This window comes from Flavobacteriales bacterium (genome assembly GCA_026129465.1).
In the GTDB taxonomy this organism is placed as follows: domain Bacteria; phylum Bacteroidota; class Bacteroidia; order Flavobacteriales_F; family PHOS-HE28; genus PHOS-HE28.
Genome location: JAHCIA010000001.1, coordinates 2,072,129 through 2,094,983, shown reverse-complemented (window position 1 = coordinate 2,094,983; position 22,855 = coordinate 2,072,129). Strand labels below are relative to the sequence as shown.

The following is a 22,855-nucleotide window of genomic DNA, read 5'->3' as shown; positions in this document are numbered from 1 at the left end:
ATGGCCTCGTTCCTGAGTGCCCAGACCTTCTTCTACATCGACGCCATTGCCGTGGTCCCGCCGGCGCCGACCACGCAGGACGCGATCACCATCGCGCTCACTGGCGGTTTGGCGAGCACGGGAGCGTATGTCGTCTCGGCAACGGCCAATGTCTCGGCGGGCGTGGTGACCATCTCCATCGCGGCGGCGGACCCCGGAGGCGCCACGGTGATCGTGCCGCACACGGAGTACGTGCCGATCGGACCACTCCCTGCAGGTGGGTACGAGATCATCATCGACGGACAGTTCGTGGGCGACTTCGCCCCGGTGCCACAGCACTTCTTCAGCGTGTCGGGTGGCGGCCTGCCGTGCGATGGGCTGGAGCTCATCTCGGTGCGCTGGCATCCTTTCTCGGACACCGCGCTCGTGGTACATGTGCAGAATGATGGGGCCGTGCTCTTCGACTATCCCGGTTTCATCCTTTTCAACCTGCAAGGCGACACACTGGCCAAGGAAACCGTGGACTTCTTCGGCATCGGACCGGAGAGCTGGCATGTGATGCGGATCATGGATGGTGTGTCCATGCCGGAGGGCGAGGTCATGGGCCACCTGGAGCTCTGGACCTTGTTCACCACGGAGTTCGCCTGTGCCTGGGAAGGTCCGTTCACCATCTGCCCACCGGCGCCCTGCGCCACCATCCATCCCCAGTTGATGAACACGGGTGGCGGCATCGCCCTGGGCACCTTCAATTGGCTGATATACGGCCCTGACGAGGTGGTGGCACAGGGACAGTTCGAACTCACCTCGGAAGCGCAGTACGTGTGGGCCACCGCCTGCCTGCCGCCGGGCGACTACCACATCGATGTAGTGCCGCAGCAACCACCGACCGAAGGAGCGCTGGTCTACTCCGTCACGGGTGAGGGCATGATGCCTGGGCCGTCACTGCCCGTGAGCTGGAGCCTGCCCGTGTTGTTGCCGTTCAGCTTCCATGCGCCTTGTGCCGACATCGGAACAGGGATCCATGCGCCTGCTGCCGCGCCCGGCTTCGTTGTGGAGCTCGGGTACGGCGCCATTCACATACACACCGGCGATGGTGGGCCGTTGGGTGAAGTGGTCATCCTGGACACCACCGGGCGGCTCGTGCTCACGCGAAGGACGAGCTCGGACCAGTTGGCGATCCCACTGCGCGGAGACCTGAAAGGCCTGCTGCTGGTACGCGTGCGCGGAGAAGTGTCGCGCATCGTGGTCCCGTGATGCGCAAGCTCAGGCCGCGCTCGTATCCAACTCCCGGTCCATCTTCTTGAAGAGCCCCTGCAGCACGTTGCCGGGACCCACCTCCACCACCTTGTTGGTGCCGGCGGCCAGCATGTTGCGCATGGTCTGCGTCCAGCGCACCGGCGCGGTAAGCTGCGCGATGAGGTTGGCTTTGATGCGGGCGGGATCGGTGTGCGGGCGGGCGTCCACGTTCTGGTACACGGGGCAGCGCGGGTCCACGATGGGCGTGAATTCGATGGCCGTTTCCAGTTCCACACGGGCGGGTTCCATCAGCGGGCTGTGGAAGGCGCCGCCCACAGGCAACACCATTGCACGCTTGGCACCTGCCGCCTTCAGGGCCTCGCAGGCGGCGTTCACGGCTTCCACCGTGCCGCTGATCACCAGCTGGCCGGGGCAGTTGTAGTTGGCCGGCACCACCACACCGGGGATCGTCCTGCAGATCTCCTCCACCTTTTCATCCTCCAGTCCCAGGATCGCCGCCATGGTGCTGGGTTCCAGCTCGCAGGCCTTCTGCATGGCGTTGGCGCGGGCGGCCACCAGCTTCAATCCATCGGCGAACTCCATGGCTCCCGCGGCCACCAGCGCGCTGAACTCGCCCAGCGAATGGCCCGCCACCATCGCGGGCCGGAAAGCGTCGTTCAGCACCTTGGCCTTCACCACGCTGTGCAGGAAGATCGCCGGCTGGGTCACTTTGGTCTGTTTCAGATCGGCCTCGCTGCCGGTGAACATCACGTGGGTGAGGTTGAACCCCAGCACATCGTTGGCGTGTTCGAACCAGATGCGCGCGTTGCGGTCGGCATCGTACAGGTCCTTGCCCATGCCGGGGAACTGACTGCCTTGGCCGGGGAATACGTATGCGGTCATGGTTCGCTTTTATTGGCTTTCGTGGAACGGTCGATCGACGTACAACCTCGCGGCTAATGCAACCTCCTCCCGATCAACTGGATGAATTCTTCGCGCGTGCGGTTGTCGGTGAGGAAGATGCCGGTGAATGCTGAAGTGGTCGTGACAGAGTTCTGTTTCTGCACACCGCGCATGCGCATGCACAGGTGGTCGCATTCCATCACCACGGCCACGCCCAGCGGTTCCAGCGTGTCGTGCAGGCAATCGCGGATCTCATTGGTGAGCCGCTCCTGCACCTGCAACCGCCGCGCGTAGGCGTCCACCACACGTGGGATCTTGCTCAGCCCGGTGATGCGGCCATTGGGGATGTAGGCCACCTGGCACTTGCCGAAGAAGGGCAGCATGTGGTGCTCGCACATCGAGTAGACCTCGATGTCCTTCACCAGCACCATCTGGCTGTAATCCTCGGTGAACAGGGCGCTGCGCAGGATCGCAGCCGGATCGAGGTCATAGCCGTGGGTGAGATATTGCAGCGCCTTGGCCACACGCTCGGGGGTCTTCTTCAATCCCTCGCGCAGCGGATCCTCGCCGATGGCTTCCAGGATCCCGGCATAATGTCCTGCGATGCGTTCGAGCAACGCGGGATCGTACTGCTCGATCCGCTCGTAACCTTCCCCGGAGGGCTCATGCTCCCTGCTCACCATGGTATTCGGCATAGTTGTTCTCGGTCTCCTCCACCTTCACCGTGCGCAGGGTAACGCCAAGGGCATGCACGGGGCCTTCCAACTGCTCCCAGATGGCCACGCACAGATTCTCGGTGCTGCTGTACCGGCCTTTCATGAAGGGCACGTCCACGTCGATGTTCTTGTGGTCGAGGTGGTCGATCACATGCTCCTTGATGATGCGGCTCAGCAGGCCCAGGTCCGTGACGAAACTGGTGGCGGGGTCCTGCTCGCCGCTCACGGTGACCCAAAGCACGTAGTTGTGCCCGTGGCCGTTGGGGTTGGAGCATTTGCCGAAGATCTCCAGGTTCTTCGCATCGCTCAGATCCGGGCGGGCCAGGCGGTGGGAAGCCGAAAAGCGCTCGCGGCGCGTGATGTGGACGATCGGCATGCCGGTCAAAGGTAGGAGCGCGTCAGCAAGTGCATCTACCTTCGCCGCATGATCGTGGTGACCGGAGCGGCGGGTTTCATCGGCAGCGCCCTGGTGGGTGAATTGTCGCGTCAGGGCTGGCAGGACATCGTGGCGGTGGACGATTTCTCCCGCGTGGACAAGGCCCCCAACCTGCACGGCAAACCGCTCACCGCCAAGGTGGACCGCAGGGACTTCTTCGCCTGGTTGGATGCGAACGAGAAGCTGGTGCAGTTCGTCTTCCACCTCGGTGCCCGCACGGACACCACGGAGTTCGACAAGAGCATCTTCGACGAACTGAACCTGGGCTACAGCCAGCGCATGTGGCAGGCCTGCGTGAAGTACGGGATCCCCCTGGTCTACGCCTCCAGCGCGGCCACCTATGGCGGTGGCGAACTGGGCTACAGCGATCGCGACGACACGCTGCCGCAACGTTTGAGACCGCTCAACCCCTACGGCGAGAGCAAGAACGACTTCGACATCTGGGCACTGGCGCAGGAAAGCCGGCCCTTCTTCTGGGCCGGTCTGAAGTTCTTCAATGTGTACGGCCCCAACGAGTACCACAAGGGCCGCATGGCCAGCGTGGTGTTCCACGCCTTCAACCAGATCCGCGATACGGGCGGCATGAAGCTCTTCCGCAGTCACCGGCCCGACTTCCGGGACGGCGAGCAGCTGCGCGACTTCGTGTACGTGAAGGATGTGTGCGCCGTGTGCCTGTTCCTGCTGGAGCACCGCAAGCACAGTGGCCTTTACAACCTGGGCAGCGGCCAGGCGCGCACGTTCCTTGATCTTGCCCGCGCCACTTTCGTCGCGATGGGGCAGGAGGAGCGCATCTCCTTCATCGACACGCCGGCCGACATCCGCGACAAGTACCAGTACTTCACCGAGGCGGACATGTCCAAGATGCGTGGCATCGGCTATGCGGCGCCTTTCACCACCCTGGAGGAAGGCGTGGCGGACTACGTCAGGGAGTATCTGATGCGGGCCCGTTATCTCTGATCACGCGGATCGGAGCGAATCCCGCAGCGCCACAAGGGCCTCACGCAGACCAAGGAGCCTGTCGCGCAATTCGGTCCGTGTGTCCAGGCACGGCGGCGGGGTGGGCGCATCGCCGTCGCGCAACCGCTCGCGCGCGCCCTGCAGCGTGTAGCCCTGCTCCTTCACCAGGTGCTGGATGCGCCGCAGCCGCTCGATCTCCTTCTCCGTGTACAAGCGATCGCCGCGCCCGGTGCGCTTGGGGCGCAGCCCGTCGAATTCCTTTTCCCAGTAGCGGATCGTGGAGGTGTTCACACCCAACTCGGTGGCCACCTCGCCGATGGTCCAGTAAAGCTTGGTGATGGACTTCTCCTTCAAGGGCATGCTCCGCCAAAGGTATCAGTCGAGCGACTGTCCGGCGTTGCGCGAGATCTCCAACATGAGCGCGTACTCCGCCGGGCTCAGGTCGTTGAAGAAGAAGTTCACGGGGTCCACGGGTTCACCACCCTTGTGCACCTCGTAGTGCAGGTGGGGGCCGGCGCTCAGGCCGGTATTGCCCACCTGCCCCAGCAGGTCGCCACGCTTCACCTTGAGGCCCCTTCTCACTTCCAGCTTGCTCAGGTGCGCATAGAGCGTGCGGTAGTCGTAGCCATGGTCCACCACCACATGCAGGCCGTAGCCGTTGGTGGTGTATTCCGCGGCCACCACGGTGCCATCGCCTGTGGCGTAGATGGGTGTGCCGGGCTTGGCGGTGAAGTCCATGCCCGCGTGGAACTTGTTGATCTTGTGGATGGGGTGGATGCGCCAGCCGAAGCCGCCCGCCGTGCGCGTGAGGTCCTGGTTGGCCACCGGCTGTATGGAAGGGATGCTGGCGAGCATGTCCTGCTTGCGCAACACCATGGCGGCCACCTCGTCGAAGGAGCGCGACTGCACCACCAGTTGGCGGGACAGCTTGTCCAGCCGGCGAACGGTGGCGATCACCAGGTCGCTGGTGGTGAAGCCCTCCAGTCCACGATAGCGGTCCACGCCACCGGCACCGGCCATGCGCATGCTCTCGGGCAGCGGGTCCGCCTCGAAGATCACGCGGTAGAGGTTGTCGTCGCGGCGGCGCACATCGCCCATCACGCGCTCGAGTTCGGCGAGCCGGCGGTTCAGTAATTCATATTGTACCACCAGTTGCTGGTTCTCGCGGCGCATGGCGGCCTCCTTCGGACTGTCCACGAACTGGTAGGCCAGGATGATGCCCATGATGCCCACCAGCAGGCCCGGCAGGAGCAGCAGGGCCACCCGTTTGGTCTTCTGCCAGGCCGACAACCGGATGCGCTCGAAATTGAGCGTGTCGGGATTGAAGCGGTATTTGAGCTCGGCCATGGTGAACGCGGAGGCAGGCGAAGATAGCCGCCATGTCCGGCCGGGGTAGGATGATCCAGCGCGCTACCTGTTAAAGAATGTGGATCATGGGCAGGGCCATCCGGTACTTTTGCGCCGCCTCACAGGGGCCTTTCGTCATGCTGACCAGTCGACAGATCCGCCAGAAGTTCCTCGACCATTTCGCCCAACGCGGCCACACCATCGTGCCCAGCGCCCCCATGGTGATCAAGGACGACCCCACGCTCATGTTCACCAATGCGGGCATGAACCAGTTCAAGGACCTGTTCCTGGGCAACCGCGAAGCGAAGCACAAGCGCATCGCCGACACGCAGAAGTGCCTGCGCGTCTCGGGCAAGCACAACGATCTGGAGGAGGTGGGCATCGACACCTACCACCACACCATGTTCGAGATGCTCGGCAACTGGAGCTTCGGCGACTACTTCAAGGCCGAAGCCATCCAGTGGGCCTGGGAGTTGCTGGTGGACGAATACAAGATCGACACGGACAGCATCTACGTCACCTACTTCGGCGGTGACGCCAAGGATGGACTGGAGGCCGATGAGGAGACCCGCCAGCTCTGGTTGAAATATCTGCCCGCCGAGCGCATCCTGCCCTTCAGCCGCAAGGACAACTTCTGGGAGATGGGCGATACCGGCCCATGCGGCCCCTGCACGGAGATCCACGTGGATGTGCGCACGGCGGAGGAGAAGGCCGCAAAGCCCGGCCGCGAACTGGTGAACCGCGACCACCCGCAGGTGATCGAGATCTGGAACAACGTGTTCATGCAGTTCGAGCGCAAGGCCGACGGCTCGCTGCACACCCTGCCCGCCCGGCACGTGGACACCGGCATGGGCTTCGAGCGCCTGTGCATGGTGCTGCAGGGCAAGCGCAGCAACTACGACACCGATGTGTTCCAGCCGCTGATCCAGGCTCTCGCGAAGCAGAGTGGGAAGGCGTATGGCAGGGACGGGAAGGCCGACATCGCCATGCGCGTCTGCGCCGATCACCTGCGGGCCATCGCCTTCGCCATCGCCGACGGTCAGTTGCCCAGCAATACGGGGGCAGGCTACGTCATCCGCCGCATCCTGCGCCGTGCCGTTCGGTATGGCTACAGCTTCCTGGGCTTCAATGAGCCGTTCATGCACAAGCTTGTTGCCGCGCTCGCCGAGCAGATGGGCGATCAATTCCCTGAGTTGAGGAAGCAGCAAGCCCTGACCGAGAGTGTGATGGGTGAAGAGGAGAAAGCCTTTCTGCGCACCTTGGAGCAGGGAACGAAGCGCATCGAACAAGCGCTCGCCGAAAGCAAAGGCACATTGCCCGGCGACCGCGCCTTCGAGTTGTTCGACACCTATGGCTTCCCCATCGACCTCACCCAGCTCATCGCCCGCGAGCAGGGTCGCGATGTGGACATGGCGGGCTTCGAAGCCGAGCTGAAGAAGCAGAAGGACCGCAGCCGCGCCGCCACGGCCGTCACTACGGGTGATTGGGTGGAGCTTGGCAAGGGCGAGACCGCCTTCATCGGCTACGACGAACTGAGCACGGAGGCCCGCATCCTGCGCTACCGCAAGGTCTCCGGCAAGGGCGGCGACCAGTTCCAGCTCGTGCTCGACCGCACGCCCTTCTACGCGGAAGGCGGCGGCCAGGTGGGCGACCAGGGCTGGCTCATCCAGGGCGCGGACCAGGTCGAAGTGATCGACACCAAGCGCGAGAACCAGCTGATCGTACACTTCACGAAGGAGCTTCCGAAGGACGTGACCCAGCCGCTCACCGCGCAGGTGAACACGCAGCGCCGCGGCCTCACCGCGCGCAACCACACCGCCACGCACCTGCTGCACCACGCCCTGCGCAAGCACCTGGGCACCCATGTGGAGCAGAAGGGCTCGCTCGTGGCGCCCGACCGCCTGCGCTTCGACATCAGCCACTTCGCCAAGGTGACGCCCGAGGAGCTGGCCATCATCGAGCGCGAGGTGAACGCCATGATCACCGACGACATCGTGTTCGAGGACAAGCGCAACATGCCCATCGCGGAGGCGAAGGCCATGGGCGCCATGGCGCTCTTCGGCGAGAAGTACGGCGACAACGTGCGCGTGGTGAAGTTCGGCCCCAGTGTTGAACTGTGCGGAGGAACGCATGTGCCACGCACCGGTGTCATCGGTCCCTTCCGTATCGTGAGTGAGAGCGCCTTGGCCGCTGGTATCCGCCGCATCGAGGCCGTCACCAGCGTGGAGGCCGAGCGCATGATCGACGAGAAGCTGGCCAAGTTGGATGCCCTCAATACCCTGCTGAAGAACCCGGCCGACATTGTGCAGGCCGTCGAGAAGCTCGTGGAGCAACACGCCGCCATGGGCAAGGAGTTGGAGAAGTTCGCCAAGGAGAAGGTGAAGGGTCTGGCGGCTTCATTGCCTGCCAACGCCAAGGCCAACGGCAAAGGCGCCAGGTTCCTGGTGGAACGCTTGGACCTCGATGCCCAAAGCCTGAAGGACCTGGGCTACCAACTGCGCGAGCAGCAGCCCGATCTTGCCTTTATCGCCGGCTCGGTGATCGAAGGCAAGCCGCTGCTCGCCGTGTCCCTCGGCAAGGCGTTCATGGAAGCCACGGGCCTGAAAGCCGGCGAGCTCATCAAGCAGCTCGGTCCCTTGATCAAAGGCGGTGGCGGTGGCCAACCCGACTTCGCCACGGCCGGTGGAAAGGAACCCGGTGGCATGGCCGAGGCGCTGAACAAGGCGGTGGAGCTGCTGGGGTGAGCGATCAGGGATCGATCTCCTTGTCCAGCCGGGCGATCATCTCCTTCGTCGCGATCCGCTGTTTCTCGCAGATGCCCAGTGCGATCTGGCTGAGGACACGACGCTGCTCGATGCTTTCGTAGAGGCGATACCGATCCTTGCCGCTCAGTTCAGCATCGTTCTCCAGCCGCCCCTGAGCATCGCGCGAGAAGCTCGGGGCGCTGCTGGCCGCGTTCAGGCTGAACAGATCATCGATCAGCCGGTTGTTCGTGTTGATCACCTGGGTGGTGTATTCCAGTTGCTGGTGGTAGCGCATCAGGTCGGTGCGCAGCCGGGGATCGCCGATCAGGTTCATGCCGCCGGTGGAAAGCAGCACCTTGAAGGTGGCATCGCTGGCCACGAAGGTCTTGCGCCAACCCAACGAGCGGCTGCCGTAGACCCTTCGCTCCAGGTCCTCCAAGCTCATGCCGCCGGAAAAGAAGGCCATCGCGGAATCCGCTTTCAAGGTCATGGTGGTGTCGTGCACCATCTGGGCGTATATGACCTCCAGCTGCAAGTGCAGGTCTTCCCGAAGGTTCTCCAGATGGGCCATTTCCGATCGGCGGTCCCGTTGGTCCGCTTTCCACGCGTTGAGCTGCAAAGCGATGAGGATGCCGACCACCACCAGGACGATCTCGCCCGCCGCGTAGACCAAATAGCGCTTGAGGCGGCCCTCATCGAGCAAGCGCTGCCGGACCTTGTTGAAGAGCTTCATGGGCCGATCCAATGACCTTGTCAATCTTGTTTGATCGACATATCGAGCAAGGCTATCATCGTCCCAGTGTGCTCCTGCAACGCCATGCAGCGGTCGCGATGCAGTTCCGAGATCCGCTTGCGCATGCGCAACAGCGTGCGCAGCGAATAGCGCTGGGCGCCATTCAAGCGCTGGGTGTTGTCCACATCACCATGCTCGTTCAGGACGAAGCCAAGCGCGTTCCCCATCATGCTCTGGCCGAACTGCTGGTCGATGAGGAGGCGGTTGTTCGTGTTGATCACGGTGGCTTGCAGCTCCAGTTCCTGATGATAGCGCATCAGCTCGGCCTTGACCTTCACGTCCCGCAGGAGCGCCATGTTCCCCGAGGAGACCAGGTCGTTGAAGGTGGGTTGATTGGCGATGAAGGTCTTGCGCTGGTAAAGTTTGCCGGCACCGGTCAACAAGTCCTCGAGGACATCCAGCGGGCAGCCGCTCATGAAGCAGGCCATGGCGGAGTCGGCCAGCACCACCTTGCTTGCTTCGTGGGCGATCTGGTCTTCGATGATCTCCTGCTGAAGGACCAGGTCGTCCCGCAGGTTCCAGAGGTAGGTCTGTTCCAGGCTCCGGTCCTTCACATCGGACTTCCAGGCATTCAGTTGCAAGGCGATGAGGATGCCGACCACCACCAGGACGATCTCGCCCGCCGCGTAGACCAGGTAGCGCTTGAGGCGGCCTTCATCGAGCAAGCGCTGCCGGACCTTGTTGAAGAGCTTCATGGGCCGATCCAATGACCTTGTCAATCTTGTTTGATCGACATATCGAGCAAGGCTATCATCGTCCCAGTGTGCTCCTGCAACGCCATGCAGCGGTCGCGATGCAGTTCCGAGATCCGCTTGCGCATGCGCAACAGCGTGCGCAGCGAATAGCGCTGGGCGCCATTCAAGCGCTGGGTGTTGTCCACATCACCATGCTCGTTCAGGACGAAGCCAAGCGCGTTCCCCATCATGCTCTGGCCGAACTGCTGGTCGATGAGGAGGCGGTTGTTCGTGTTGATCACGGTGGCTTGCAGCTCCAGTTCCTGATGATAGCGCATCAGCTCGGCCTTGACCTTCACGTCCCGCAGGAGCGCCATGTTCCCCGAGGAGACCAGGTCGTTGAAGGTGGGTTGATTGGCGATGAAGGTCTTGCGCTGGTAAAGTTTGCCGGCACCGGTCAACAAGTCCTCGAGGACATCCAGCGGGCAGCCGCTCATGAAGCAGGCCATGGCGGAGTCGGCCAGCACCACCTTGCTTGCTTCGTGGGCGATCTGGTCTTCGATGATCTCCTGCTGAAGGACCAGGTCGTCCCGCAGGTTCCAGAGGTAGGTCTGTTCCAGGCTCCGGTCCTTCACATCGGACTTCCAGGCATTCAGTTGCAAGGCGATGAGGATGCCGACCACCACCAGGACGATCTCGCCCGCCGCGTAGACCAGGTAGCGCTTGAGGCGGCCTTCATCGAGCAAGCGCTGCCGGACCTTGTTGAAGAGCTTCATGGAGGTGCCGCGAAAGGTAGGCTGGCGGCTTATGCCCAAGAAGAAGCCGCCCGAAGGCGGCTTCCCTGTTGTGCTTGTCGATGTTCCGGCTCAGGCGGCCAGGCTGGGGCGGGGGCGTAGCGGCTTGGCCGGCTTCAACTGCTGCTGGCCATGCACCGGACCCATGTAGCGCGTGTCATCACTCATGGCCAGGTTCAGGATGTACAGGCCGTTGAGCAGGATGACCAACACATAGTCCACCGTGGTACGCTTGCCGAAGCTCTGGCACACTTCGATCCACACCTTGGGGATGAAGTAGAGCTGGCCGTAGATGGGGATCAGCATCAGCCAAGCATCCTTGGCCGGGCGGCCCACGATGCGCAGGAAGACGATGATGTTCAGGACGGGGACCAAGGCCGTGTAGCCCGGCTGGCCGGCCTTCTCATACAACCTCCACTGGGCCAGCGCCGCGATGGCACCCAGGAACATCAGGAGGTAGTAGAAGGCCACACCCATCTTGCCGTAGAAGTAGTCGTGAATTTCGATCAGGAAGTCCATGGGGGCAGGTTTGAGTTCAACGCTTCAGTTTCCTTGTGTCCTAGTGGTTCCGTCCCAATGACGCCACCCAAGCCCATAGGTTGCCTGAGGGTGAGGGGGAAAGCTACACGGACCGGGAGGAAAGCATGGGCCGCCTGGCCACCCCTGGCCGCGGGTGCAAGTCGCTGTAAATGAGGAGATAAGGTGATCAGCCCCGGGGCACGGCGTAGGCCTTCACATCGGCCTCGGTGATCTCCTTCCCGCTGAGGATCACCAACCGCTCGATCACGTTGCGCAACTCGCGCACGTTGCCCGTCCAGGGCAGCTTCTGGAGTGCGCCCAGGGCCTTGTCGGCGATCTTCTTCGGGGCGATGCCCTGTTCTCCGCAGACCTGCTGGATGAAGTGCTCGGCCAGCAGGGGGATGTCCTCCAACCGTTCGCTGAGGCTGGGCACGTGGATGGGGATGACGCTGAGGCGGTGGAAGAGGTCCTCGCGGAAGCGGCCCTCGGCGATCTCCTTCTTCAGGTCCTTGTTGGTGGCGGCGATAACGCGCACATCGACCTGCACGTCCTTGTCGCCGCCCACGGGGGTGATGCGGCCTTCCTGCAACGCGCGTAGCACCTTGGCCTGCGCGGCCAGGGCCATGTCGCCGATCTCGTCCAGGAACAAAGTGCCGCCATGGGCCAGCTCGAACTTGCCCTTGCGGTCCTTGATGGCGCTGGTGAAGCTGCCTTTCATGTGCCCGAAGAGCTCGCTCTCGATCAACTCGCCGGGTATGGCCGCGCAGTTCACTTCGATGTAGGGGCCGGTGGCGCGTTGGCTCTTCTGGTGGATGAGCCGTGCCACACCCTCCTTGCCGGCCCCGTTGCCGCCGGTGATCAGCACGCGGGCATCACTGGGCGCCACCTTGTCGATCATCTCGCGGATCTCCTGCAGGGCTTTGCTTTCGCCCACCATCTGCACGCCATTGCCTTTGGCCTTGCCCATCTTGCTGCGCAGCACCTTGGTCTCCTGCACCAGGTTGCCCCGGTCCAGCGCATTGCGCACGCTCACCAGGATGCGGTTGATGTCGGGCGGCTTCTGGATGAAGTCGAAGGCGCCCTTCTTCAAGGCGTCCACGGCGGTATCGATGGTGCCATGGCCGCTGATCATCACCACAGGCAGCTCCTCGCTGTGCGCCTGCAGTTTCTCCAGCACTTCGATGCCGTCCATTTTGGGCATCTTGATGTCGCACAGCACCAGGTCGAAGCGGCCCTTCTTCGCTTTGTCCAGGCCTGCGGCGCCATCCTCGGCCTCCTCCACCTTGTGCCCTTCGTGCTCCAGGATCTCCTTCAGGGCGTAGCGGATCGCTTTTTCGTCGTCGATGATGAGGATGTGGGCCATGGTGGGAGCTTGTTGCGGGGCAAAGATGCAAGGCCCGATGGGACGACGAGCCGCCGGACCGGTATTCCGTCCATCGCGATGGCGCTGGATCGATGGTGCTCCGCATCATTTCGTTGACAAGTGTTCGCGGCAAGCGTGCGGGCGTATGATCGTTCCCCGCATCTTGTGGCCTTCAACAAGAACTGACACATGAAGAAAAGCATACTCCTTTCATCCGTAGCCGTGTTGTGTACCCTGCACCTGCAAGCACAGATCCCCAACGGCGGCTTTGAGAATTGGACCCCCGCCAAAGGCTACGAGGACCCCACGGGTTGGTTCACCTCCAACCTGCTCTCTGGCCTGATGGGCGTGGCCACCGTGGAAAAGGGTTCGCCTGCACCTGCGGGTTCCTACCACATCAAGCTCACCTCCAAGGATGTCTTCGGCGAACCCTTCGGTGCCTTCGCCATTTTGGGCTTCCCCTACACCCAGCGGCCGCAGGCCTTCAACGGCCGGGTGCAATACATGTCCAACGCCAACGATCCGGTGTCGGCCGGTGTGTTGCTCACGCGGTGGAACGCCAGTGCCGGCGAGCCCGATATCATCGGCGTGGCGGAGACGGAGTGGAACGGCAGCAACATGGCCTGGCAGCAGTTCAGTCTGCCCTTCCAATATGAGAGTCTGGTCGATCCCGATTCAGCCTACATCATCCTTCTGTCCAGCGGTGGTGGAACAGCCACGCTGAACAACTACGGCGGCTTCGACGATCTCGCCTTCGGCAATGTGGTGGGCATCGAGGAGAACGCCGACGTGGCGCTCTCGATGTACCCCTCTCCGGCCACGGATGTGCTCTTCATCACCGCCGAGGCGCCCATCGCCAGCGTGGAACTCTGGAGCGCGGATGGACGCTTGGTGCACACCCAACGTGCAGCTGCCACCCGCATGGACGTGTCGGTGCATGGCCTGGCCGCGGGCCGATACGTGGCGCGTGCCCTGTTGCAGGATGGCACCCGGGTGCACGGCCACTTCGTGAAGGAGTGATCATCTCCCATATCATCGTGTGAAGGAGCGGGGACGTCCATAGGGCGGCCCCGCTCGGTCTTCAACCAGTACTCGCGAGCCGGACCTTGCCGGTTCTACCTGTGGATCGTTTCCGCAATTCGAGGAATGGTGATATTTGACGGTATCCGTTGCTCCCTATCCACCTTGATCCAGGCGATCCGCATGCGTTCATCCATTTTGCTTTTCTGGGGTCTGTGCGCTGTCTTCTGTCACGCCCAGCCGGTCCAGGTGGATCCCACGTTCAATGCGAGCGATGTGGGCCACGGACATGGCGATGGCGCCATTGGATTCGTGTATTGCGCCACACGCATGCCCGATGGCCGCATCTATCTGGGCGGTACCATAACGGCGTACAATGGTCTCGTCCGCAGCAGGATCGTGCGTCTATTGCCCAATGGCGCGGTGGACCCCACTTTCAACACACCGACGATGAACAACGCCGTGTACGATCTGGCCTTGCAGCCGGACGGCAAGCTGATCGCGGTAGGGACCTTCACCACGTTCAACCGCGTGGCGCGGTTCAACAGCGATGGCAGCCACGATGCCACCTTCAGCACGGGTTCTGGGTTCGACAGCAGCACAAGGACCGTGGCGCTTCAACCCGACGGGAAGGTGCTGGTCGGTGGTTTCTTCGACTTCTTCAACGGGACCTATCGCCCCGGACTGGTGCGTCTGGACCCGAATGGCAGCTTGGACAACAGCTTCGTCCCGCCCACACAAGGGCTGGCCCAAGTGGAATGCCTGCAGCTGCTATCCGATGGCCGCGTCATGGTCGGCGGCAACCAGATCGGTCCCGCTCCGGGACCGCCACATCTTATGCGGTTGATGCCGGATGGAGCCTTGGATCCGTCCAACTCCATTGCCAATGGCCCAGGAGGCAGGGTCGTCGATCTGGCGTTGGACGCGCAGGGCAGGATCGTCATCGGAGGCGATTTCACCGCGGTGGACGGTGTGCCACAGGGAAGGGTGGCGCGCCTCACGACCGATGGTCTGCTGGATGATACGTTCGATCCGGGGTCAGGTGCCTCTGCCAGTGTGCGCATGCTGCACGTGGACCTTCAGGAGCGCATCTGGATCTCGGGCACATTCCTGCAATTCGACGGGCAGGAACGCAAGCACCTGGTCCGTCTGTTGCCCAATGGCGCTTTCGATCCGGTGTTCCCCGTGGCTACGACGAATGACAACGTCCACCAGATCCTGGAACTGCCCGATGGCGGTTTCATCATCGCAGGCGAGTTCGCCCGCTACAACGGCATCACGCGCCGCAACGCCGCTCGCCTGGATACGGATGGTGTACTCGACCTCACCTTCCATCCGGGATCCGGGGCCGACCGGCGCGTACAGAGTATGGTGGTGCAGCCGGACGGCCGCATCCTGATCGCCGGCGATCTGCTGCGCTACAACGAGACAGCGCACAACCGCATCACGCGGCTGTTGCCCAATGGCCTGGCGGACCCCTCATTCGATCCCGGTTTCGCAGCGGGTGACCAATCGTCCTACAACCCGGTGCTTTGCATGGGTGTGCAGTCCGATGGGCGGATCCTGGTCGGGGGCATGTTCACCGGGTACGGAGGTGCAGCTGGCGCGGCCCATTTCGCGCGCATACTCCCCGATGGCGCGTTCGACCCCACCTTCCCCCGCCTTGGGCGCCGTCAACGGCATCCTGGACGCGATCGTGGTGCAGCCGGACGATGGCATTTTGATCGGCGGCATGTTCACCACGGTACATGGCCAACCCCGGTCCAACTTCGCGAGGCTCCTGCCCGATGGCACGCTCGACCCCGCCTTCTGTGCCGCCGCGTTCGCGAATTTCGTCCTGACAGTCGCCGTTCAAGCGGATGGGAAGATCCTCGTGGGTGGCATCTTCCTGCAGGTGAACGGTATCCCCAGGGGCCGCATCGCCCGCCTCAATGCCGACGGGACACTGGACAACACCTTCGCGCCAGTGAGTGGCGCCAATGCCTTGGTGCGGACCATTCTGCCCCTGCCCGATGGTCGCATCCTGGTGGGGGGTGCGTTCACCCAGTTCAACGGCGTGGCACGCAACGGATTCGCCATGCTCAACGCCAACGGGAGCCTCGATCCATCGTTCGTCCCATCCCCGTTGGCGCCGTTCAGCGAAGTGCGTGCCCTGGCCATGGACAACGAGGGGCGCTTCCTGGTGGGCGGCACCTTCTCCACCACTGGAAGCGGACCGCAGAACGATCTCGTTCGGCTGTTCCCGGACGGCAGCTTGGACGCATCCTTCAATAGCGGCAATGGGGCCACTGGGGATGTGGAGGAATTGGTGGTGCTGTCCGACGGCAGCCTGCTCGTTGCTGGTGATCTGATCGCGTTGAACGGTGTGGGCCGCAACCGGGTGGTGCGCCTCAATGCCAGTGAACCCGAGCCACCCTTGCTGGTTTCGGCCAAGGTGTTGCTCGGCAGCGCGTACGAGGGGTCCTTGGAACTGTTGCGCGATGATCTGCGTGTGCAGGATCTGCTCCCGCTGGCCGAACCATACACCGCGCTGGGCTATCCACATGCTGGTGACGGTGGCGGTGAGACCATCGATCCCGCCCTGTTGATCACCACGGGACCGGACGCCATCGTGGACTGGGTGGTGGTGGAATTGCGCGCAGCTGCCACCCCGGGCAACGTGCTCGCCACCCGCGCAGGTCTGGTGCAGCGCGATGGCGATGTGGTATCCTCGGAAGGTTTATTGGAATTGGCCTTCGACCTTCCGTCCGCAGCGTACCACGTGGCCCTCCGCCACCGCAACCACCTTGGTGTGATGACCGCCGCACCAGTGGCGCTCTCGCCTGCGCCCGTCACCATCGACTTCACCGACCCGTTCGTTCCCACTTTCGGTGTGGAGGCCCGGAACGAGGTGGGCGGCGACATGGTGCTTTGGCCCGGTGACGCCAACTTCGACGGGCGTGTGAAGTACGTCGGCGCCGCCAACGACCGGGATGCCATCCTGGTGGCCGTGGGCGGCAGTACCCCGGCGAACACCGTGCAGGGTGTATACGCCACCGAGGACGTGAACCTGGACGGTACCATCGAGTATGTGGGTGTGGACAACGACCGGGATATCATCCTGGAGACCGTGGGTGGCATACCGACCTACGTCAAGGTGGAGCAGCTGCCTTAGCGCACACCGAACAGCATCCTCGCCGCCGCCCCTTCCTTCAGCGCAAAACGGCTCCACGCCAGTTCGCGGATGCGGCCGGCCAGCAGCACGCGGTCGATCTGCACCAGGGCATAGGGAATGGTGTCCACGCGATGCTCCGGCAGGCCGGGCACTTGAAGACGTTCCGCACGTGGCATGCGCAACAGGCGGTCCTTCATTTCCGCGAAGCTGTCCGCATCGAATTCCAGTGAGGTGTCCTCCGCGGCGATCGGGTCGTTGTTCGCGGCGGAGACGATCGCCGCGAGCGTGTCGAAGCTTCCGGCACTGCCGATGAGCAGGTGCGGCTCGTGGCGTTCGATCATGGCGTAGAGGGGCTCGAGGCGGTCGTCCAGATGCGCGGCGATGCGGCTTTCCTCCTCCAGCGTCATCGGGTCGCTGCTGGGGATGCGTTCCCGCAGGCGTGTCACACCCAGTTCGAAACTGCGTTTCCAGATGATCGCCTTTTCGGTGGCGAGGATGAACTCGGTGCTGCCGCCGCCGATGTCCATCACCAGGGCCGGGCGCGCGCCGAAGGGCACCGCCTGCCGAACGCCCGCGATGATCAGTGCGGCTTCCTCCTCGCCGGGTACGATCCCGATGGCGATGCCCGTCACTTCCAGCGCGTGACGTGTGAACTCCGCGCCGTTGCTGGCATTGCGCAGCGCGGAGGTGCCGAAGCCCCGCACATCGGATGCGCCCAGGATGGTGGCCCTTTCACGTAGCGCGTGCAAGGCGGCGATCCCGCGTGCGAACGCTTCCGGAACGATCACGCCCTGCTCGATGCCACCGCGACCCAGGTACACTGGCACCTCCTCGCGGTGCAGCACACGCAGCTTGCCAGCATGTGGTTCGCACACCAGCAGCTTGAAGGTGTTGGTGCCGAGATCGATGATGGCGGCGCGGGTGGTCATGTGCGGATGGTATCGCACCAATCTCCAACTCCTCGATCCTGCTTGCCGGCAGGCGTGCTCCAACCTTTCAACCCTTGTAGAACAACCACTTTCCGATCTCCTTCCAACTGGCCTTCTTGCCGTACATGAGGATGCCGGTGCGGTAGATGCGGCCCGCCAGCCAGGTGGAGCCGATGAAGGTGATGACCAGGAGCGCCATGCTCAGCAACAGCTGCCAGGCGGGCACGTTGCCCATCACCACACGCACCATCATCACCACGGGGCTGGTGAAGGGTATGAAGCTGCACCAGACCACAGCCGGTGCGCCGGGATTGTACACGGCCATCTGCGCCACCACGATGGCCAGGACCATCGGCAGGGTCACCGGGAACATGAACTGCTGGGTCTCCGCCTCGCTGTCCACCGCGCTGCCGATGGCCGCCAGCAGCGAGCTGTAGAGCAGGTAGCCGCCGATGAAGAAGAAGACGAACACGGCGAGCACCACCGGGACATCGATCTGCCGCAGGGCCTTCAGGATCTTCACGTCGTTCACGTCGGGCATGGCCACGGCCTGCTCCTGCAACTGCTGCTTCACGCCGGCGGTCATGGGCGTTTCCGCTATGGTGGCCGGATCGAAGCGGTCCTTGAGCAGCAGGGCGGAGCCCGCGGTGACGAGCGCGGTGGTGACCACGATCCATAGGATGAACTGCGTGAAGCCCACGAGCGCGATGCCGGTGATCTTGCCCATCATCAACTGGAAGGGCCGCACACTGCTGATGATCACCTCCACCACGCGGTTCTGCTTCTCCTCCATCACGCCGCGCATCACCTGCATGCCGTAGAGGAAGATGAAGATGAACATGAAGTAGCCGAAGAAGAAGCCGATGCCAGCGCGCTCCTGTTCCAGCGATTCCTCGCCCACCTTGCGGATGTCGAAGAGGCGCATGTCCAACGCTTTGCGCACGCGTCGGTAGGCCTCCTCGTCGATGCCCTCGCTTTGCAGCTTGGCCAGTTCGAGGGCCTTTTCCAATTCGTTGCGGATGATCGTCTGCGCCTGCGGGCCGGGCAGTTCCTTGTAGAAGAGGTCGGCCTGGGGCGTGTTGAGGATGTCCTCCAGCAGGATCACGCGCACGGTGAATGGACTCTCCAGGAAGGCGCTGTCCGTCCAGAGCTTGTTGTCCACGTGGAACTTCACCTTGTCGTTGCCGCGCAGCTTGTGGCCGATCACCTGTTCGCGATCGATCACCAGCACCTGCTCCTCGCTGCGGCCCTGCATGCCCAGGTAGATCATCAGCGTGATGCCGCCGGCGATGAGCAGCGGCCCCAGCAGCGACATGATGATGAAGCTGGGCTTGCGCACGCGCGTGATGAATTCGCGCTGGAGGATGAGGAGGATCTTGTTCATGTGTCCATGCTCATTCCGTCATGTCCGCCACCACGCGCCCGGGTTCCCTTTCGCCCACGGCGCGGATGAAGATGTCGTGCATGCGCGGGATCTCCTCCTGCACCCCGTGGATCTTCACGGCGGGCAGCAGTTGCCGCAAAACCTGGTTCATGTCGGAGCCTTTGGTGAGGCGTACGCGCGACACACTGTAGGGTCCTTTCTCCACCGTGTCCATCAGTTCGCCGGTGAAGGCCAGCGCATTGGCCAGTGCCACGGCAGTGCCCTGGTACTCGATGCGGTAGGTGTCCGTGGCGTAGCGGCGACGCACCTCCTCCACGCCGCCTTCCAGCACCAGCCGGGCCTGGTCGATGAGGCCGATGTCGTCGCAGAGTTCCTCCACGCTGCCCATGTTGTGCGTGCTGAGCATCACGGTGACGCCCTCGCCGCGCAGGCGCAGGATCTCACCGCGGATCAGTTCGGCGTTGATGGGGTCGAAGCCGCTGAAGGGTTCGTCCAGGATCAGCAGCCTGGGCTCGTGCAGCACAGTGGTGATGAACTGCACCTTCTGCGCCATGCCCTTGCTGAGTTCCTCCACCTTCTTGTTCCACCAGCCATCGATCTCCCAGCGGCCGAACCAGTCCTTCAAGCGGCGCTGGGCCTCGGCCTTGGACATGCCCTTGAGGCGCGCCAGGTACATGGCCTGCTCGCCCACCTTCATCTTCTTGTAGAGGCCCCGCTCCTCGGGCAGGTAGCCCAGGCGTGCCACGTCCTGGGGCCCCATCTCGCGCCCCTCCAGCAGCACACGGCCGCGGTCGGGACCGGTGATGCGGGTGATGATGCGGATCAGGGTGGTCTTGCCGGCGCCGTTGGGCCCCAGCAACCCGAAGATGCGGCCGGCGCGCACCTCCAGGTCGATGCCGTCCAGCGCCACATGGTCGCCGAACCGTTTTTCGATGCCTTCCAGTCGCAGCATGTCCTGTGATCGGGGGCGAAGGTAGCGGCGGGCCTGTGGCGCGGACCGCCGCTGGTGGGTCCTGGCGGCCGGTGGTGTGATCGTGCCCTGCGTTCCGTCATCCTCCCAGTGCGGGGGGGCCGTTAACTTCCGCCGCCACAAGCCCGGCCCTCGTGTCCACCTCGCGTTCCGCCACCCGTCTCCTGCTCGATGAAGTGGGAAGCATCGCGTATTTCACGGGGCGCTTCTTCACCAATGCCTTCCACCCGCGCTTCGAGTGGCGCGAACTCCTTCGGCAATGCGTCAGCAACGGCTACCGTTCGCTGCCACTGGTGGGGATCACGGCCTTCATCATGGGTCTGGTGCTCACCGTGCAGAGCCGCCCCACCCTGGCGCGGTTCGGTGCCGAAAGCATGTTGCCGGCCATGGTGGCCATCAGCATGGTGCGCGAGATAGCCCCGGTGATCACCGCCTTGATCTGTGCCGGCAAGGTGGGCAGCAGCATGGGCGCCGAACTGGGCAGTATGAAGGTGACCGAGCAGATCGACGCCATGGAGGTGAGCGGCACCAACCCTTTCCGCTATCTGGTGGTCACGCGCATCTGGAGCACCATCCTCACCCTGCCCATCCTGGTGGTGCTGGCCATGGGCATCGCCATCTGGAGCAGCTGGGTGGGCGTGAACCTGAAGGACGTGGTGAGCTGGGACCTCTTCCACCGGCAGGTCTTCGAGTCGCTGGAGTTCTCGGATCTCATCCCGGCCTTCATCAAGAGCTACTTCTTCGGCCTGGCCATCGGCGTGGTGGGCTGCTACAAGGGCTACCACACCTTGAAGGGCACCGAGGGGGTGGGCCAGGCTGCGCACAGCGCGGTGGTGGTGGCCTCGCTGCTCATCTTCATCCTCGATCTGATCGCCGTGCAGATCACCGACCTGATGGGGATCAATTGAGGGTCTTGCGGGATGTGGGAGGGTCGATCTGGTGGAAGTTGATGCGTCGCATGCGGAATGGTCACTGAGAAGCGAACGAACGAGCGCGAAAGCGTGATCCGCATCCGGGGGCTGTGCAAGGCCTTCGGGGACAACGCCGTGCTGCGGGGCTTCGACCTGGACGTGTACCGCGGCGAGAACGTGATGGTGCTGGGCAAGAGCGGCAGCGGCAAGAGCGTGCTGATCAAGTGCATCGTGCGTTTGCTGGAACCCGACACGGGCAGCATCGAAGTGCTGGGGCAGGATGTGCTGGCCCTGGACCAGGAGGCGCTGGACCGCACCCGTGTGAAGATCGGTTTCCTCTTCCAGAGCAGCGCTTTGTACGACAGCATGACCGTGCAGGAGAACCTCGAGTTCCCGCTGCGCCGCCACTGGATCACCAAAGGAGGCCAGGATGTGGACACGCTGGTGGAGGAGGTCCTCACGGCCGTGGGCCTGCCGCATACGCGAGGCATGTACCCCAGCGAACTCAGCGGTGGCATGAAGCGGCGCATCGGTCTGGCCCGTACGCTGATCCTGAAACCGGAGATCGTGCTCTATGATGAGCCCACCACGGGGCTGGACCCCATCAGCGGCAAGGAGATCGTGGAGCTGATCCTGGAGTTGCAGCGCACCTACGGCACCTCGTCCGTCATCATATCGCACGACCTCAATGTGGCCAAGCTCGCCGCCAACCGCATCGCCCTGCTCCATGAGGGGCGCAATCACCTCGAAGGCTCCTACCAGGACCTGCTCGCCTCCGACGACGAGCTTGTCCGCAAGTTCTTCATCTTCATGTAGTGCCATGGTCCTTGATGCGGTCGGAAGTTGAAGGTTGAATGTTGACCGGGATCTTTGCCCCCTTACGAGCCACAGACCTCAACCCCTCGGTCCCCAATTCCTCGATCCCCAACCACTCAATCATCACCTCCCCCAATGCCCACCACCAAAGGAGACAACATCCGACTGGGCCTATTCGTGCTCGCGGGTACCTTGTTGCTGATCGTAGGCCTGTACATGCTCGGGAGCAAGCAGGACCTGTTCCGCAGCACGGTGGAGATCAATGCCCGCTTCCACAACGCCGGTGGATTGAGGCCAGGCAACAACGTGCGCTACGCCGGCATCAACGTGGGCACGGTGCGCGAGGTGCGCATCGTGAGCGATACCGCCGTGCTGGTGACGATGTCGATCCGTTCCAAGGAGGCCGTCCACATCCAGGACAACGCCGTGGCGAGCCTGGGCAGTGATGGGTTGATGGGCAACAAGCTGGTGAACATCGGGCCGGGCGAGGGGCTGGGTGCGCCGATCCGCGACGGCGTGGAACTGGCCGGCAGCATGCCGCTGGACACCGACCAGATGATGCGCACGCTGGACCGGACCAACGTGAACATGGCCGAGATCACCGATGATCTGCGCGCATTGACCGAACGCTTGACACAGCCGGGCGGCGTGCTGCACATGCTCAGCGATACCCTGCTGGCCATGGACATGCGCCTGGCCATAGTCGACCTTCGGCGCAGTGTGGAGCATGTGCGCAGCGCCACCGCCAGTGTGGACATCATGCTCGCCGATGTGAAGGCCGGACGCGGCGCTTTGGGCATGCTGGTGAGCGACCCCGCGACGGAGGCACAGGTACGCGAAGGGCTGGCCGCCCTGCAACGCATGGCCGATACCCTGGCCCATGCCTCGGCACGGCTGGACCAGTTCGCCGAGGGTTTGAACACGCCCGGTGGCATGGGAGAGGTACTCACGCGCGACACCACGGCCGGTGGCGATGTGCGGCGCACGCTCACCAATCTGGAGAAGAGCAGCGCCACGCTGGAAGAGAACCTGCGGGCCTTGCAGCGCAATTGGTTCTTCCGCAAATACTTCCGTGAACAGGAGAAGGAGAAGGCGAAGGAACTGAAGCGCGATGGCCGCACGCGGTGACCGACCGGTCCCACGTGCGGCCATCGCCAAGTTCGCTTCTACTGCTTGCTGGATCCCACCACGCGTGTGCCGCTGGTGGCGT

General features: G+C 63.3%; 21 protein-coding genes and 6 pseudogenes. 14 read left to right on the top strand and 13 right to left on the bottom strand.

Going from position 1 to position 22,855, the window contains the following annotated elements:
* Positions 1-1,233, top strand: coding sequence for a hypothetical protein (locus KIT10_09030; GenBank protein MCW5899396.1), 1,233 nt, complete (start codon positions 1-3; stop codon positions 1,231-1,233).
* A 9-nt stretch (positions 1,234-1,242) separates the two neighbouring features.
* On the opposite strand, the gene fabD is transcribed toward KIT10_09030, so the two are convergent.
* Genes fabD through KIT10_09015 form a run of 3 tightly spaced genes read right to left on the bottom strand, consistent with a single transcriptional unit; the run spans position 1,243 to position 3,204 of the window.
* Positions 1,243-2,118: an ACP S-malonyltransferase gene (gene fabD, locus KIT10_09025; GenBank protein MCW5899395.1), complete on the bottom strand. Its 876-nt coding sequence runs from the start codon at positions 2,116-2,118 to the stop codon at positions 1,243-1,245.
* A 53-nt stretch (positions 2,119-2,171) separates the two neighbouring features.
* Positions 2,172-2,801 (bottom strand): GTP cyclohydrolase I FolE, encoded by a 630-nt coding sequence (gene folE / locus KIT10_09020; GenBank protein MCW5899394.1) that lies wholly within the window; start codon positions 2,799-2,801, stop codon positions 2,172-2,174.
* Positions 2,782-3,204, bottom strand: coding sequence for a 6-carboxytetrahydropterin synthase (locus KIT10_09015; GenBank protein MCW5899393.1), 423 nt, complete (start codon positions 3,202-3,204; stop codon positions 2,782-2,784). Before KIT10_09015 ends, folE begins: the two co-directional genes overlap by 20 nt.
* Positions 3,205-3,258: 54 nt before the next feature.
* Between KIT10_09015 and rfaD the strand changes: the two genes are divergently transcribed.
* Positions 3,259-4,227: an ADP-glyceromanno-heptose 6-epimerase gene (rfaD, locus tag KIT10_09010; GenBank protein MCW5899392.1), complete on the top strand. Its 969-nt coding sequence runs from the start codon at positions 3,259-3,261 to the stop codon at positions 4,225-4,227.
* On the opposite strand, the gene KIT10_09005 is transcribed toward rfaD, so the two are convergent.
* Positions 4,228-4,587: a MerR family transcriptional regulator gene (locus KIT10_09005; protein MCW5899391.1), complete on the bottom strand. Its 360-nt coding sequence runs from the start codon at positions 4,585-4,587 to the stop codon at positions 4,228-4,230. It lies immediately after the preceding gene.
* Between the two features lie 15 nt (positions 4,588-4,602).
* Positions 4,603-5,574: a M23 family metallopeptidase gene (locus KIT10_09000; GenBank protein ID MCW5899390.1), complete on the bottom strand. Its 972-nt coding sequence runs from the start codon at positions 5,572-5,574 to the stop codon at positions 4,603-4,605.
* Positions 5,575-5,714: 140 nt separating this feature from the next.
* On the opposite strand from KIT10_09000, the gene alaS reads away from it, so the two are divergent.
* Positions 5,715-8,318 carry an alanine--tRNA ligase gene (alaS, locus tag KIT10_08995; protein MCW5899389.1) on the top strand — a complete coding sequence of 868 codons (2,604 nt, stop codon included), beginning with the start codon at positions 5,715-5,717 and terminating at the stop codon, positions 8,316-8,318.
* A gap of 4 nt (positions 8,319-8,322) precedes the next feature.
* Here the strand turns inward: alaS and KIT10_08990 are convergent, their stop codons facing one another.
* From KIT10_08990 to KIT10_08970, 5 genes are all read right to left on the bottom strand, one after another.
* Positions 8,323-9,051 (bottom strand): hypothetical protein, encoded by a 729-nt coding sequence (locus KIT10_08990; protein ID MCW5899388.1) that lies wholly within the window; start codon positions 9,049-9,051, stop codon positions 8,323-8,325.
* A 20-nt stretch (positions 9,052-9,071) separates the two neighbouring features.
* Positions 9,072-9,806, bottom strand: coding sequence for a hypothetical protein (locus tag KIT10_08985; GenBank protein MCW5899387.1), 735 nt, complete (start codon positions 9,804-9,806; stop codon positions 9,072-9,074).
* Between the two features lie 20 nt (positions 9,807-9,826).
* Positions 9,827-10,561 carry a hypothetical protein gene (locus KIT10_08980; GenBank protein MCW5899386.1) on the bottom strand — a complete coding sequence of 245 codons (735 nt, stop codon included), beginning with the start codon at positions 10,559-10,561 and terminating at the stop codon, positions 9,827-9,829.
* 90 nt (positions 10,562-10,651) lie between these two features.
* Positions 10,652-11,098: a hypothetical protein gene (locus tag KIT10_08975; protein ID MCW5899385.1), complete on the bottom strand. Its 447-nt coding sequence runs from the start codon at positions 11,096-11,098 to the stop codon at positions 10,652-10,654.
* 187 nt (positions 11,099-11,285) lie between these two features.
* Complete coding sequence (locus KIT10_08970) at positions 11,286-12,461, bottom strand: sigma-54-dependent Fis family transcriptional regulator (GenBank protein ID MCW5899384.1); 1,176 nt, start codon at positions 12,459-12,461, stop codon at positions 11,286-11,288.
* A 189-nt stretch (positions 12,462-12,650) separates the two neighbouring features.
* Here KIT10_08970 and KIT10_08965 point away from each other — a divergent pair, with 189 nt between their 5' ends.
* From KIT10_08965 to KIT10_08930, 8 genes and pseudogenes are all read left to right on the top strand, one after another.
* Positions 12,651-13,481, top strand: coding sequence for a hypothetical protein (locus tag KIT10_08965; GenBank protein MCW5899383.1), 831 nt, complete (start codon positions 12,651-12,653; stop codon positions 13,479-13,481).
* A 126-nt stretch (positions 13,482-13,607) separates the two neighbouring features.
* A pseudogene (locus KIT10_08960) lies at positions 13,608-13,925 on the top strand (delta-60 repeat domain-containing protein).
* 27 nt (positions 13,926-13,952) lie between these two features.
* A pseudogene (locus tag KIT10_08955) lies at positions 13,953-14,207 on the top strand (delta-60 repeat domain-containing protein).
* Between the two features lie 63 nt (positions 14,208-14,270).
* Positions 14,271-14,516: pseudogene (locus tag KIT10_08950) on the top strand (delta-60 repeat domain-containing protein).
* 27 nt (positions 14,517-14,543) lie between these two features.
* Positions 14,544-14,813, top strand: a pseudogene (locus KIT10_08945) (delta-60 repeat domain-containing protein).
* A gap of 36 nt (positions 14,814-14,849) precedes the next feature.
* Positions 14,850-14,972 (top strand): annotated as a pseudogene (locus KIT10_08940) (delta-60 repeat domain-containing protein).
* Between the two features lie 45 nt (positions 14,973-15,017).
* Positions 15,018-15,137 (top strand): annotated as a pseudogene (locus tag KIT10_08935) (delta-60 repeat domain-containing protein).
* 7 nt (positions 15,138-15,144) lie between these two features.
* Entirely contained in the window at positions 15,145-16,635 is a 1,491-nt protein-coding gene (locus KIT10_08930) for a delta-60 repeat domain-containing protein (GenBank protein ID MCW5899382.1), read from the top strand.
* Here KIT10_08930 and KIT10_08925 read toward each other — a convergent pair.
* From KIT10_08925 to KIT10_08915, 3 genes are all read right to left on the bottom strand, one after another.
* Positions 16,632-17,564, bottom strand: a complete 933-nt coding sequence (locus KIT10_08925; protein ID MCW5899381.1) for a hypothetical protein — start codon at positions 17,562-17,564, stop codon at positions 16,632-16,634. The genes KIT10_08930 and KIT10_08925 overlap by 4 nt on opposite strands.
* A gap of 67 nt (positions 17,565-17,631) precedes the next feature.
* The gene (locus KIT10_08920; protein MCW5899380.1) at positions 17,632-18,948 is read right to left on the bottom strand and encodes an ABC transporter permease; all 1,317 of its coding nucleotides are present in this window, start codon (positions 18,946-18,948) and stop codon (positions 17,632-17,634) included.
* A 10-nt stretch (positions 18,949-18,958) separates the two neighbouring features.
* Positions 18,959-19,900, bottom strand: a complete 942-nt coding sequence (locus tag KIT10_08915; protein MCW5899379.1) for an ATP-binding cassette domain-containing protein — start codon at positions 19,898-19,900, stop codon at positions 18,959-18,961.
* A gap of 152 nt (positions 19,901-20,052) precedes the next feature.
* Here KIT10_08915 and KIT10_08910 point away from each other — a divergent pair, with 152 nt between their 5' ends.
* The 3 genes from KIT10_08910 (at position 20,053) to KIT10_08900 (ending at position 22,773) form a co-directional block, all read left to right on the top strand.
* On the top strand, positions 20,053-20,826 hold the full coding sequence (locus KIT10_08910) for an ABC transporter permease (protein MCW5899378.1): 774 nt from the start codon (positions 20,053-20,055) through the stop codon (positions 20,824-20,826).
* A 57-nt stretch (positions 20,827-20,883) separates the two neighbouring features.
* The gene (locus tag KIT10_08905) at positions 20,884-21,645 is read left to right on the top strand and encodes an ATP-binding cassette domain-containing protein (protein MCW5899377.1); all 762 of its coding nucleotides are present in this window, start codon (positions 20,884-20,886) and stop codon (positions 21,643-21,645) included.
* Between the two features lie 135 nt (positions 21,646-21,780).
* Positions 21,781-22,773 carry an MCE family protein gene (locus KIT10_08900; GenBank protein ID MCW5899376.1) on the top strand — a complete coding sequence of 331 codons (993 nt, stop codon included), beginning with the start codon at positions 21,781-21,783 and terminating at the stop codon, positions 22,771-22,773.
* Positions 22,774-22,855 lie beyond the last annotated feature (82 nt).